General features: G+C 37.5%; 10 protein-coding genes. 2 read left to right on the top strand and 8 right to left on the bottom strand.

The features are described from left to right. Positions 1-9: 9 nt before the first annotated feature. Positions 10-441 (top strand): SRPBCC family protein, encoded by a 432-nt coding sequence (locus F968_RS11485; RefSeq protein WP_004793242.1) that lies wholly within the window; start codon positions 10-12, stop codon positions 439-441. Between the two features lie 421 nt (positions 442-862). Then, positions 863-1,096: a hypothetical protein gene (locus tag F968_RS20465; RefSeq protein ID WP_004793244.1), complete on the top strand. Its 234-nt coding sequence runs from the start codon at positions 863-865 to the stop codon at positions 1,094-1,096. A 54-nt stretch (positions 1,097-1,150) separates the two neighbouring features. Here F968_RS20465 and F968_RS11495 read toward each other — a convergent pair whose 3' ends face one another. The 8 genes from F968_RS11495 to F968_RS11535 form a co-directional block, all read right to left on the bottom strand. Then, positions 1,151-1,705: a TetR/AcrR family transcriptional regulator gene (locus F968_RS11495; RefSeq protein WP_004793246.1), complete on the bottom strand. Its 555-nt coding sequence runs from the start codon at positions 1,703-1,705 to the stop codon at positions 1,151-1,153. A 629-nt stretch (positions 1,706-2,334) separates the two neighbouring features. Beyond that, the gene (locus F968_RS11505; RefSeq protein ID WP_034596269.1) at positions 2,335-2,643 is read right to left on the bottom strand and encodes a hypothetical protein; all 309 of its coding nucleotides are present in this window, start codon (positions 2,641-2,643) and stop codon (positions 2,335-2,337) included. Between the two features lie 97 nt (positions 2,644-2,740). Then, positions 2,741-7,426 (bottom strand): RHS repeat-associated core domain-containing protein, encoded by a 4,686-nt coding sequence (locus F968_RS11510; protein WP_004793248.1) that lies wholly within the window; start codon positions 7,424-7,426, stop codon positions 2,741-2,743. A 13-nt stretch (positions 7,427-7,439) separates the two neighbouring features. Beyond that, a complete protein-coding gene (locus F968_RS11515) occupies positions 7,440-7,766 on the bottom strand; it encodes an EexN family lipoprotein (RefSeq protein ID WP_004793250.1) in 327 nt (108 codons plus the stop codon). A gap of 324 nt (positions 7,767-8,090) precedes the next feature. Next, entirely contained in the window at positions 8,091-9,311 is a 1,221-nt protein-coding gene (locus F968_RS11520) for a chloride channel protein (protein WP_004793252.1), read from the bottom strand. Positions 9,312-9,613: 302 nt separating this feature from the next. Continuing rightward, complete coding sequence (locus F968_RS11525; RefSeq protein ID WP_034596271.1) at positions 9,614-11,332, bottom strand: acetyl/propionyl/methylcrotonyl-CoA carboxylase subunit alpha; 1,719 nt, start codon at positions 11,330-11,332, stop codon at positions 9,614-9,616. Beyond that, positions 11,332-12,915: a 5-oxoprolinase subunit B/C family protein gene (locus tag F968_RS11530; RefSeq protein WP_004793256.1), complete on the bottom strand. Its 1,584-nt coding sequence runs from the start codon at positions 12,913-12,915 to the stop codon at positions 11,332-11,334. The genes F968_RS11525 and F968_RS11530 overlap by 1 nt, the downstream gene beginning before the upstream one ends. A 32-nt stretch (positions 12,916-12,947) precedes the next feature. Next, positions 12,948-13,763 carry a putative hydro-lyase gene (locus tag F968_RS11535; protein ID WP_081399540.1) on the bottom strand — a complete coding sequence of 272 codons (816 nt, stop codon included), beginning with the start codon at positions 13,761-13,763 and terminating at the stop codon, positions 12,948-12,950. Positions 13,764-13,765 lie beyond the last annotated feature (2 nt).

Consider the following 13,765-nt stretch of genomic DNA (forward strand, 5'->3'; position numbering starts at 1 on the left):
GGGAATAAGATGTTAAAAACTCAAAAAATCAACATCGTACAAGAATTTGATGCACCCGTAGACAAGGTCTTTGCAACCTTAAGTGAGCATGAAAACCTAAGCAAACTTTTCGCTCCGGCTAAAGTGACTCGTATTAGCAACGGAAAAGACGCCCGCAATGGTGTTGGCTCTGCTCGTAAAATGTCTATTCCACTCACCCCTTCATTTGTAGAAACAAATTTAGTCTACAAAGAAAATGAACTTATCGAATATGCAATCACGAGCGGCATTAGTCCAATTAAGGGTCACCGTGGTGTAATGAAATTTACTGACTTGGGAAATAACCGTACCCGTTTGGAATACACCATTAGCTTTAAAGGTCGCGTTCCTTTTATTGGTCCAATTATTAAGGCAGCCTTACAAAATGGTGTGAGCCGTGGGCTTAAAAAACTTAAGTTTTAATCAAAACATATCAAAATAAAAGCCCTTTATCGGGCTTTTATTTTTAAGTAGATGTATGGATGAACTGCCGCATCAATTTCTATAAATAGGAAATTTAAAAACCTAACCACAAAAACAAAAGCCGACTCGTTAAAGTCAGCTGAATACTACAGTTTGAGAAAATTGCTTAAATCGTTATTGTTCGTGGCAATCTTCTATCTATTTTCTTTTTCTAAAATTAATTTAACCGTTAATTATGACTGTTTGATTAAAAAGAAAACAAAAACATTATATAAAAAGCAAAATAAATCACCATCTATAAAATTATTGCAATTCAAATCGCATTTAATAAATGTAATGTATATGAACTGGATCTTTAGAAAATTTCTAAAGTTTAGTATGCTAAAAATAACTTACTAATTAATAGAAAATAATCAATCCAATGGAACATCAAAGTTTGTTAAAGGAATTAAATTCACTTATTGAATATTATTCCAAAAGAACAGATTGTCCACCTACCCGAATTCGCATAGGTTACAGAGCCTATGCAAAACTCATGCAAAATCCAAAGTTTGCTGATGAAGTGTCAAATTCTGCTTTAGATCCCAACAAACGTAAATATAAAAAGTTGAAAATCAAAGTCACTAAAGATGACGATCAGCTTGAACTCGAATAAATGAAAAGCCCAGTTACGGGCTTTTTTCCTTTTAGAATGTGTTTGAATTTATCGCTAAGACAGCATTATGAAAAAATATTCAAGTAGCTTGTCTCGCTCATCTACACTGTTTTTACTTAAAAGCTGCACCATTGCCCCATCAATCACAAACAAAAACATGTGGGCATCTTTCATTGAAGCCGTAGTTTTGATAGTTAAAAGCAGTTTATAAATTTCGTTGATTAGCCAAGTTCTATATTCAATAATCACGCTGTAGGCCTTTGGGTAGAGCTTTTCAATTTCAAAAATTGCTTTAAAGGGTAAACGATAAAAGCCATTTAAATCGGCATGAAGAAGGTAAATCTGTTTGAGTTTATCAAGCACCATTTCTTCACGGTAAGATTTGAGAATTGAAAACACTTTTACTTTGAGCGCATCTTTTTGAAAAGTGAGACACATCTCGATGAGTCGTGCTTTTGAATGAAAGTCGTTATAGAAAGTCGCTTTGGGAATTTTGGCTTCTGCAATAATTCGGTCGACACCGACTTTATTAAAACCATCCTGATTAAATAGATCTTTTGCTATGTGAAGCACGCGCAGTGCTCTAAATGAAGATTCTAAATTTTTCATGTATACCGCTTAAAATAATTTTTTGTTGTATCTAAAAGAGATAGAAATGCCGTCACTCTTAAAATGAGTGCTAAAAACAGGCATGCAAAAGCGGCACAAAAAAGGTGTGCTCGCCTATCTCGGTTTTATTGTTACTATGATTTTTTAGTCGTAACGATTTAAAGTCGTAGAAAACCTACAAACGGTTAGAGCGTTTTAAAGACCAGTTTGGCGGTATGGATAGAAAGAGTTTGGCAAAGGCCAAAAATTGAGAAGAATTAGTACGCATAGCGGACTCCTTTGGCTATAAAGAAGTTTCACCGCATTACTGCTAAATAATGGTGGCGAAACGAAAGAGGGTTAGCAGACTGGAGCCAAAGAATCCAGCACACCCGAAGGTGTCCCCCTCCCGTTCCGCCGCAGAGGGGGCACGCAGGGATTTCCACAAAAAAGTTACTACTTTTTCGTGTACTTTGGCTGATGGTCTGCTAAAACCAACTGGCAATGTGGCCAGCACGCAAAGGATAGTATTCGCACTTGTTGGCGTCAAGCGTGTGAAATGACATTTGCTTTAAAATAGATCATTAAAAAGAAATGGGAATATTAAAAGTATCATTTCCGATCTCTACAATTATTAATACAATTAAATTTTAAAATTTATTATTTTCTGGATGAAATCCAAAAAATATTGCTCCGACTACCCATCCCATAAAATATATAAGCTTACCTAGTTCTGTTATTCCACCACTAAGAGCGTGCCACAACATCAATCCTCCTGTTAAATAAATAGAGAAAAAGAGAAAGCAAAAAATAATTGATAATAAAAGAACAAAATATTTGTTCAAAAATTTATTAACAACATATAAAAAAATAGATAAAGACTTTTCAATTAAAAATATAGTATATCGGCCAACAAGTGAACCCACAAAAAAAGTAAGTATTATAATAAATATTGACACAGTTTAATTACCCCTATCTTGAAAATTTTATCCTGCTCTAAACTAACAATTAATTGAATATTAGAGAGTGCTTTTATATAAAAGCACTCTCTAAAAATTAGATAGGTAGTATACAATTTCTAGTACAAGACCAACTTATTGAGGATCCATCAGGATATATAGCACTTATTGTCCAACTAAGGTTACTCGCATAAAATTCAGCCCATTGATAATCTCTCACACTACCGAGTAAATTATTATTATTTCTCTGTTCTATATATTTTGTTGATTGTGCTGATCCCTCACCAAAAAATGAAATAACAGCTGAACGTAATAACTCTCTATCATTATACATTTGATTTACCAACTTATTATTATTGACCCTCAAGGCTTCTGCTTGAGGAATATAAAGGCCACTTGTGTCTGTAGGATACTTAAGATCTCTAGTAGTTAAACCTCTGCTTAGACCACCTGTCACCATACCAATTATTCCAGAACTTATTACCCCAGTAGTAGTAATTGGCAAATTATCTACATATTGACCAGCAGCATATTGCCCCATACCACTTAATGAACCTAAGCCAGCAGCAGCAATTCCAGTCGTTGCCAGAGGTGCTAGTGCACCAGTAATTGCTCCACCTAGAGTGGCTACACCTAATGATTTCCAATTAAAAGAATTTGACTGATTTGTGGACATACTAAATAACTGTCCAGCAATATTCATTCCACCACCAATAGCACCGCCAACAATTGCTCCTATTAACATAACTGGATTCTCACCTGTCATATCAACATACATTATTGGATTACTTAAGGCATAAGTATAAGGATTTAATCCACCAACTAATCCAATTGGATCGGGTTCCATATAGCGCCCTAACTCAGGACTATAAAAACGACGATGGTTATAAAATTGGCCAGTTGCAGCGTCAAAATACTGTCCTGGAAACCGTAAATTAAATGTAACATTGCCTGTTGGGCTACCTAAACCAAAAGCAGTACTGTCCCAACTCCAAGCAACATTCCCGCTAGTATCAACTAAACGACGCGGAGTATTTTGTATGTCAGTGACGATATAGTAAATCTTTGTAGCTGAACCACTGCCATAAATGGCTACAATAGGCTTATCGCCTAACCAAACATACTCCACAATAGGGGAACCAGATGATGTATATTCACCTACAAGATGATTTTGTTCATCATAAATAAACTGGGAAGTGTTATTTACCCAACCACTTGCAAGGCTTGTCAAAGTCCTTTCGTTATAGGCGTTATAACTCATATAACGATTAATCGTTGTAGCAGTTCCTTCACCACGACGACGTCCAGCATAATCATAGCTTGGTACAGTCGAACCAATATAAAGTTCAGCATTTGCCGTATAATTCATAGATTGAGCAGTGCCGTTTTTGGTTAATGATGTCAACTTATTGCCTGTATAACCATAATCCACCGTTGCTGCGGGCTGTAAATGATTACCTGATGCTCTTAATGTTAAACGATTACCATTTTTGTCATAAGTATATGCAATGCTATATACAGCAGTTGAACCATTTGCGCGACTTTCAGTAACCAATCTATTAGTATTATCATAACTATAAGTATCATTCAGATTGTTATTTCGACTAACGCTTGTAATTCGCCCATCTTTGTCAAATCCATAATTCAAGCTATAGGTAATTGCTCCAGTACTCGACTTATTTATAATTTGTTTGACTACACCATTTTTCGAGGTGTTATATGTCCATGTATAGCTACCAGCATTCCCCCCCCAAGTCCAGCCTGTCATTTGTCCTGCGGCATCATAACTCACATTACTTATAACAGCAGATCCATCAAGATTAATCCCTGTTATTTGTCCCTTTAAAGCTAAGTCGTAGTTATAAATTAATTTACGACCTGAAGGTAAAGTGAGACTTGTTAGTTTATTTCCATTACTCCATGTATAACCTGTAGTAAGAGTATTTGCACTTGCCCCCCAAGCCGATAAGGCTTTATTTATTTGAGATTTGCTCGTCACACGATCATAAAGGTCGTATCCATAGCTATTATCTACACCGTAACTTTTATTTGATGTAATTTTATCTAAGCGATCAAAACGGCTTGAATCGAATGTATAAGTATCATCATAACTAAGCATATCAGATGTATTAGAAGTACTGTTTTGACACAGGACAGTTTTATTTCTTCCAACTTCATCAATATTTGAATAATCACATTTGCGATTACCATGTAAACTTTGAGTCAATTGATCCGCTTCATTATAAGTATAACTTTTGGTACCATAATCTTTATTTATTTCTTTAGTAAGAATACTACTATTACGATATGTATAAAGGTTCGTACCTGAATCTATTGCATCCATAGCTGTAATTGTATTATCTAAAGCGTCATAAGTTTTAGTATCAATATTATTTGTACCATCCGTATGACTCGTCATTCTATTTAATGCATCATAACTCCAGCTTTCAGAGATTCCAGAAGCTGTCTTTATTTGAACTATATTACCATTCGCATCATAATTTAGTGTTCTCCAGTTTGATGTAGTATCAGACCCTATTTGTAATTTAGCAACTCTCCCATTTGCATCGAGACTCCGGTATATCCCTTTATATATTGTCGTTAATATACTATCTTTCAGCTCATCACTGCTTACAACGTTATTATTAAAATAAGTTTTTGTATTCACACTTCCATCAGGGTTGTTTATCTTTATCAAACGCCCCAAATTATCATAATTATAACTAGTTACTTGTCCATCGGGATTAATTATTTTGATCAACTGTCCCAAAGTATCATATGTATATGTGGTATTTAGACCAGTAACAACACCAGAGGTAGAACCACTCCCCAAAACAACGCTACTCAACGTTCCATCGGTATTATAAACATATTTTTGAACCATTCCATTTGGGTAGACAATCCTTTCAGGTTGTCCAAACGAATTATAGCCAACATATTGAGTAGTTCTAGTCGCGCCATTTACAACGCTCGAAACTCCAGATAAATTCCCATAATTATCATAAGTATAACTAATCTTATCAGTAGTACCAGAACGTGGACCATCTTCGCTACTTAACAATCCATTATTAGGTTTTGAGCTATCAGAATAATACGTGTATGTGGTTACTTTTGTCGTGCTACCTGTCTGTGTAGAGGACAGACTCTGCTGAGTAATCTGTCCTTTATCATTTATAACATTATCTGTTGTAAGATTCCCTCTTTGAATCTTAACAGGAATATTAAATGGGTTAGTAGCTCCATTTAATAAAGTACCGTATATATATGTGGTTTTCCTACTTAATGTTGACCCTGATGCTTCTATGATTTCCAAAATACGATTTAAATTATCGTATGCATAAGTTGTAATATTACTATTTTGATCAGTAATCTGCATTGGTCGGATATCAGCAGGTGCATAAATTATTGACTTAATTGGCCTATTATCTTTTGTTGTTAAACATGGATATCCTGATACATCCACATTTGTTTTCGAATAATCTGGGCTTGTTGTATTAATAACTGAATTTGCAACTTGATTTGTAGTCAATTGAAAATTGCTAGAAATTTTACTATCAGTATATCCGTCGTCATATGTAGTTGATGTATCAAAAGAAGTATTTCCAGTTTCTTCTCCAAGAAATGATCTTAATATAACTTTAGTTGCACTAAGCTGTTTATATAAAGGGTCATAGGTATAGCTTGGATATTCAACTTTCCATGTTTGTACAACCTGATTTAAATTATCAATTACTGTTTTTAATACAGGCCTTTGAGCTGTTACTTCTGGATTAGAAATATTATTTGTTTTTGCAGCCTCGTAGTGTGGCAATGATAAAGTGGAGTCATAGGTATAACTTTCTTTAACCCCTGTTTTAGTATTTTTCATTTGAGATAGTTGTGGGTAACTTGTAGAACCTGCCACTACTGAAGAGTAAGTTAAATCATATTGCTGAGTATCACCTAAGGCACCTCCACTAAATAGTACAGAAGAAACCTGTGAACCATTTCTAGTTAAAGTAAGTTTATTACTCTTATTATCAGCTACCGTATTTAAATTTAAATTACTATCGTAGGTTAGGTTAATAGTTCTTCCATCTGGATAAGTAATTTTAGTAAACCTAAATAAAAGTTCTCTATTGACTGATTTTGAAACAGTAGCATTATATGTAATCCCATTTCGAATAACTGTCATGGAATTAGAGCCAACTATAAATTTAATTTCACCATAGTCAGTTGAACCATAACCACTAGATGCATCTCTTCCAGGTAATCCAGAAGCTGGTGGTTCTGATGTTGTATAAATTCGATATAAGCCTCTATTTATCTCATTAACATAGGGTTCTGGATAACCTACTTCTTTAATATTTGTAGGCCCCTCTTTAAAGTAATAACGATGACTATCATTTGGCAATTTAATTACATAATTAGTAATAGGTACAGACAAATGTAGACCAGCCGTAAAATATGTTCCATAATAGACATTTACAAACCCATCATAATTATCTGACCATGAGTCAGCACCTATAGCATCCTCTTCATCTAATATTTGATAACGAGTAGCTTTACGATAAGAAAGAGTATAAGGAAGAGCACCTGAAACAAGATTTTTCTTATAAGAAATTTGCCCTGAAAGAAGATTGTATCCTACTGTGCAAGACTTAATATTATTATCATATGAAATATAAGAGTTATTATCTGCCACCAACATTCCAGCAGAGCAATAGAAACTACTACTTAATATGAAGATAAAGAAAGCATATAAAAAATTTAATATATTTGATTTAAAGAATATTTTTTTCATAATAAATCTCTTTCTATTTAAGGTTATTTTCTTTTAAGTATTGACGATCTAAATTTAATCTTAAGTTGTTACTTAAATCTGCATTTGATTCAATCAAAATTAAGTTCAAAGCACTTTTAGCATTAATACAATCTGATCTTTTAAAATACTTAGTAGTATTACTATCACAGGCTAATTCTATTTCCATACTAACATTAGGCCTTGTTTTATACCAATCTATTGACCTATCCTTATCTTCTTTTGGAATATCTTCACTATCATCTAATACTTTCTCAATGGGATCATGACTACATGCTACTAAGAAAACAAAACATCCCACAATCAAAATAATTTTTCTCATTTCTCATTTTCTCATTTTTTTAAAATTAGTTATTTAAAGCATTTAATATGCCAATTTCACAAATAATAAATTTTAATATATTTATTTTAATTATTTATTTTTTAAGCTCATTAGATGTGCTATGTGCACCAAAATACTGCTTAAGCGCTACAAAAAGAACCAAATAATTAATTAATACCTTATCTTATAGACACTATTGAGCGGCCTATAACTTTAAGAAAAATTAAATGCTAAAATTTTATATTAATTATCTATTTATATAAAAAATTCTTATACCTCATCTGCCCCCCAACTAAACAAAAATTCCATCTATAATTCCCCCCTCTAATCCATCAACTTTTTACGGCGATATAACCCACAATTTCCAGAAAATAGCGCTGCCAACAAACAAGTAATAATCGCATACGTGGCAACATTCATTCCAAATAGCTCAACAGCTAAAATAATAGACGTTAATGGTGCCTTACTCGCCCCTGAAAACAGACTCACCAAGCCTAAGCCTGCAAGCAATGAAATTGGTAGATTTAAAACCGCCCCTAAAGCATTACCTAATGTCGCGCCAACATAGAACAACGGCGTAATTTCGCCACCTTTAAAACCTGAACCTAGAGTGATGGCAGTAAAAACGGTCTTGTTAAAAAAGTCGTAAAACTCAATCGGCACATAAAAAGATGCAATGATTTTATCTGTACCCAAACCATTGTATTGCTGATGCGCGGTAAACAACGTAAGTAGCATAATCACAATACCACCTACCATTGTTCTTAATGGTAAGTAGCGAATGTATTTATAAAAGACATCACTCGCCAAATGAATGGCAGCAATAAAGAAACGTGCAGCTAAACCAAAAACTAACCCTGCCGCAATTAAACTCATGAGCGTGCCAAAATGAATGGCTGGAAACTCACTAATGACATAATAAATATGCGGATGAACAATATCGAATAGCTCAGGAATGGTCGATGCAATAAGCGCCGACACAAAACATGGGAAAATGGCTGAATATCTTAAGTTACCTAAAGCTGTAATTTCCAAACCATAGATTGCACCTGCCAGAGGTAAGCCAAACACCCCTGCAAAGCCAGCACCAATACTCGCGATTAAACAGATTTTTCGGTTGTCTTCCGAGATTTTTAATATATGGCTTAAGTGGTCAATTAAAGCACCCGAAAGCTGAACCGCTGGTGCTTCACGCCCTGCCGAACCACCAAACAACTGCGTCAAAATTGAGGTGATAAAAATGATGGGGCTCATTCGTTTAGGAATAAAGGACTTAGGCTGGTGAATTTCATCTATGAGTAAATGTGTTCCCCGTTCAATCGGTGAACCATATTTTTTAATGAGATAACCAATGCCAAACCCAATAAAAGGTAAGAAATAGATGAGCCAGTGATGCAGACTTCGGACTTTGTTTGAAATATCAAAGGCCACAAAAATTAAAGTCGAGGCTAACCCTGCCACGACTCCAATCACAATCGAAATGACGAGCCAATAGACACTGTATTTTAGAATTTGATCATATTCAGATGAAGGTAGAATTTTCATTCGCGTTCTTCAATTAGCCTTTAAAATGGATGATAAATTCTCAATTTTTTTATGCAGCCAGCTCATTAAGTGAGAAATGCTTAAACTGGGCTAAAAATTAAAGCTCGCATAGGCGAGCTTTCAATACAGTGATTAATTTTGATATCACCAAACAGGGCGAAATATCTCATAACCCTTTCTGGCTTTCAAGTTGAAAATGGTTAACGAGTACTATGAAAATAGCTGACTGAGTTAATAAATAAGCAATTGATTTGACCCGATCAAACTAAAAACAAAATCAGGTCAAATCATTTATTCAAAACTTAATTAATGCTACCAATCACAGTTTCTGCATGACAGGTTGCGCCCTTCTCTGCACTAATCTGAATAACCCCACTGCGATGCGCCAGTACCTGCACTTCCATTTTCATAGCTTCCATAATGGCAACCACTTGACCTTCGGTGACGTGCTCACCATTTTCGACTTTCCAAGCACTAATCACACCATTAATTGGGGCAAGTAAATGCTCGGCACTCACTTCTGGTTCAGCGGTTTGGGCTTGAACTGCGGTTGCTGAGCCTTGTGCAAACATGCCCGCAGGTAAACCTAAACGGTGTAACTTGCCATCAATTTCAATGTAGCTGAGCAACATTGGTTGTTGATGGTTTGGAATGCCGCGTTTAGTCGGTTTCAACTCTTGTTTAAAATCATTTTCGATCCAACGCGTGTGTACATTAAACTCATCGGTAAAGTCAGGTTCATTGAGTACAGCGCGGTGGAAATCTAAAACAGAAGCCACACCTTCAATTTTAAATTGCTTCAAAGCACGTTTAGCTCGGGCAATTGCAATTTCACGGGTTGGACCAGTCACAATCAGTTTTGCCATAAGTGAGTCAAAATGGCTAGACACTAATGAACCCGTGCGAACACCTGTGTCGACTCGTACACCGTTACCAAATGGTGCTTCAAATAAACTCAACACACCAAATGCAGGAATGAAACCACGTGCTGGGTCTTCAGCATTAATACGAAACTCAATCGCATGGCCTTGTGCTTTTGGTGTTTCTTTAATAGAAAGCTCATGACCCTGTGCAACACGAATTTGCTCAACCACCAAATCGACTTTTGAAGTTTCTTCAGTCACTGGGTGTTCGACTTGCAAACGCGTATTTACTTCTAAGAATGAAAGCTTGCCGTCACGACTTAGTAAGTATTCAACTGTTCCTGCACCCACATAGTTTGCAGCCTGACAAATGTTTTTTGCCGAGGTTAAAATTTGCTGGTAAATCTCATCGCTAATAAATGGCGCAGGCGCTTCTTCGACTAACTTTTGGTTACGACGTTGCAACGAACAATCTCGTGTACCAAGCACCACAATATTGCCATGTTGGTCAGCAATCACTTGCGCTTCTACATGGCGCGGTTTATCAAGATATTGCTCGACAAAACATTCACCACGGCCAAAGGCAGCTTTTGCCTCTCGTACTGCCGACTCATAAAGCTCTTGAACTTCTTCGAGTTTCCACGCAACTTTTAAGCCACGACCACCACCACCAAATGCAGCTTTAATGGCAATCGGTAAACCATATTGCTTGGCAAATTCTAAAGCTTCCTCTGCATTATTAAGTGGGTCTTGTGTACCTTGAACTAACGGCGCACCGACCGAAGCAGCAATTTTACGTGCTTCGATTTTATCACCTAGTTTTTCAATGGCGCTTGGTGATGGCCCGACCCATTTTAAGCCAGCATCAATCACAGCTTGAGCAAACTCAGCACGCTCAGATAAAAAGCCGTAACCAGGATGCACCATAGTCGCTTTCGATTTCTTTGCAACTTCAATAATCGCAGGAATATTCAGGTAAGTCTCGCTAGCAGTTGCACCAGCCAAGCCCCATGCTTCATCTGCAAGTTCGACATGCATGCTGCCAATATCGTCATCTGCATATAACGCGACCGATGAAATTCCCATATCACGGCAAGCATGAATAATACGAACGGCAATTTCACCACGGTTAGCAATCAATAATTTTTCTGTATTCATCATTCATTCTCAAAATCTGTAAATTCGGCAATTTTTTTAAATTTGATGCGGCAACCTGCTGGAATCTGTGCCACCAAGTCCCAATGGTGTTTAGCAACAGAGCCAATGACTGGATATCCGCCCGTTAAAGGGTGATCATTCATAAATAAAACGGGCTGCCCACTCGGTGGAATTTGCAAAGCGCCAATGCAAGTGCCTTCACTTTCCAGTTCATGGGTAATTTTGCGAGTTAAAGGCTGTGCACCTGAAAGTCTTAGCCCGACCCGGTTGCTTTCATTGGTTACCAGCCATTCTTGCTGACAGAGCAGCTCAATACTGTCTTGTTCAAACCAGTCTGTGCGTGGTCCCATTACAATATCTAACTCGACCACTTCGCCAGCTCGTGGCAAATCGCTTTTGCCCACTTCATTTACGCTAATGTTGGCTGCCTTCACCTGTCCTTGGTAAATGGTATCTCCAAGCTTTAAAGGTTCAGGCCCTAACACCGCCAAGCTGTCAAATGAGGCACTATTGAGTACAGGTTCAACGTCTATACCACCGCGAACGGCCAGATAGTTTCTTAAGCCTGCTGTTGGTGGCTGAATTTGAAATTCATCACCTTCATCCAAATCAATCGGTTGATAGCTTGCAAAATCTGCGGTTTGACCATCAGCAAATTTCACACGGATGTTTGAAATAGCACCTGCAACTGCAATAACGCCCGCATGCTGCATTTTGGCTTTTAGACCGCCATTTAAAACTTCAATAACGGGTGTATCGGTTGGGTTACCCACAATACGGTTAGCACTATGCATGGCAGATAAATCCATTGCACCAGCCACGCCAACACCAATATTGGTCTGGTTTAAGCGTCCTTCGTCTTGAATAAGCATCTGTAAACTTGGCGCAGTGATCGTAAATAGTGGCAGAGATTGTTTCGGCTCAACTGTACGCGTGATTTGCTTCGGTACACTTACAGTGGTTGGGTTCTGCGTGACATCTTCAAAATGTACAGTCATGCCCGGTAACAGCAATGCAGGATTTTTACGCCCTAAATCCCACATTTTTTCTGATGTAGTACCAATCAGCTGCCAACCGCCCGGACTGTCTTTTGGGTAAATACCAGAGTATTTTCCAGCCAAGCCCAAAGAGCCTGACGGTATTTTTTTACGCGGAACCGTTAAACGTGGAATATCAGTAAAAGGTCTGTCAGGACTGCTCATATAAGCAAAACCCGGCGCAAAACCAATAAAAGCGACATTCCACACGCTTTGGTGATGTTTTCTAATCACATCAGCCACAGACAAACCTTGTAGCTCGGCAACTTGCGCAAGGTCTTCACCGTCGTAACGAATAGGTACAATCACTTCTTGGCTGCTACGTTCAAATCCAGAATCAACTTTGAGGCTCTGAATTGAAGTAACCAGCGTTTTAAAGTTGGTTTCGATCTCGTTGAAAAAAACCAAAATTGTTTTTGCAGCGGGGACTAAATCTTTAATTCCATTCAATTGCGTATTTTGCAATTTATTGTATAACGCCAAAGTTTCCTCTAGGCTCGCAAGCTCAATCAGAAAACAGTCGGCGTTTACCGATAAAAAACGCATTTGCTTATCCTTTTAATTCTTCTTTAGTCCAATTAGCCAATCCAAGCGCGGTCAGGAATGTCGGTAATAAACATGTGACCTGGTGCATGACTAATCGCAAAAGGAATTCTCGAGTTCATGACGGCGGCTTGCGGTGTTACCCCACATGCCCAAAACACTGGAATTTCACCTACTTCAATACGGGAAGCATCACCAAAGTCAGGCTTGTTTACATCCGAAATTCCCAAGCTTTCAGGGTGACCAATATGTACAGGTGCACCGTGCACGCTTGGCATACGTGATGTAATTTTTACCGCTTCACTAATTTGATGTGATGGAATTGGTCGCATGGAAACCACCATGTTTCCTGAAATACGCCCTGCTGGTTGGCACTGAATATTGCTTAAATACATTGGTACATTGGTATCGTCATGAATATGGCGAACTTCAATACCCGCTTCTTGCAAAGCGGTTTCAAACGAAAAACTACAGCCAATTAAGAAAGTCACCAAATCAGGATGGGCGTTGTAAATCTCGCTCGCATCGGTTACTTCATCAACCATTTCGCCATCTTTCCAAATTCGATAACGTGGGAAGTCGGTTCGGATGTCTGAGTCTGCGGCAAGCTTAGTTGCATAGATGCCTTCTTCGAGCACATCAAGCACTGGGCAGCTTTGCGGGTTGCGATGTGCATAGAGTAAAAAGTCATATGCCCACTCTTTTGGCACCGAAATCATGTTGACCTGCGTCATGCCCGCGGCCATGCCTGCCGTCGGTTTATCAAAACCTGCACGAATTTTTAAACGCGCATCTAAAGCGGCTTCAAGTTGAGCTGGGTCGACTTTAATATCCTTATACATTGTGCTCATCC

It is taken from the genome of Acinetobacter sp. NIPH 817, assembly GCF_000368405.1.
GTDB lineage: Bacteria > Pseudomonadota > Gammaproteobacteria > Pseudomonadales > Moraxellaceae > Acinetobacter.

Coding starts and splice junctions, on each gene's coding strand:
- F968_RS11525 (WP_034596271.1), bottom strand. CDS start 11,332: ATGAATACAGAAAAATTATTGATTGCTAACCGTGGTGAAATTGCCGTT.
- F968_RS11495 (WP_004793246.1), bottom strand. CDS start 1,705: ATGAAAAATTTAGAATCTTCATTTAGAGCACTGCGCGTGCTTCACATA.
- F968_RS11485 (WP_004793242.1), top strand. CDS start 10: ATGTTAAAAACTCAAAAAATCAACATCGTACAAGAATTTGATGCACCC.
- F968_RS11520 (WP_004793252.1), bottom strand. CDS start 9,311: ATGAAAATTCTACCTTCATCTGAATATGATCAAATTCTAAAATACAGT.
- F968_RS11515 (WP_004793250.1), bottom strand. CDS start 7,766: ATGAGAAAAATTATTTTGATTGTGGGATGTTTTGTTTTCTTAGTAGCA.
- F968_RS11535 (WP_081399540.1), bottom strand. CDS start 13,763: ATGAGCACAATGTATAAGGATATTAAAGTCGACCCAGCTCAACTTGAA.
- F968_RS20465 (WP_004793244.1), top strand. CDS start 863: ATGGAACATCAAAGTTTGTTAAAGGAATTAAATTCACTTATTGAATAT.
- F968_RS11510 (WP_004793248.1), bottom strand. CDS start 7,426: ATGAAAAAAATATTCTTTAAATCAAATATATTAAATTTTTTATATGCT.
- F968_RS11530 (WP_004793256.1), bottom strand. CDS start 12,915: ATGCGTTTTTTATCGGTAAACGCCGACTGTTTTCTGATTGAGCTTGCG.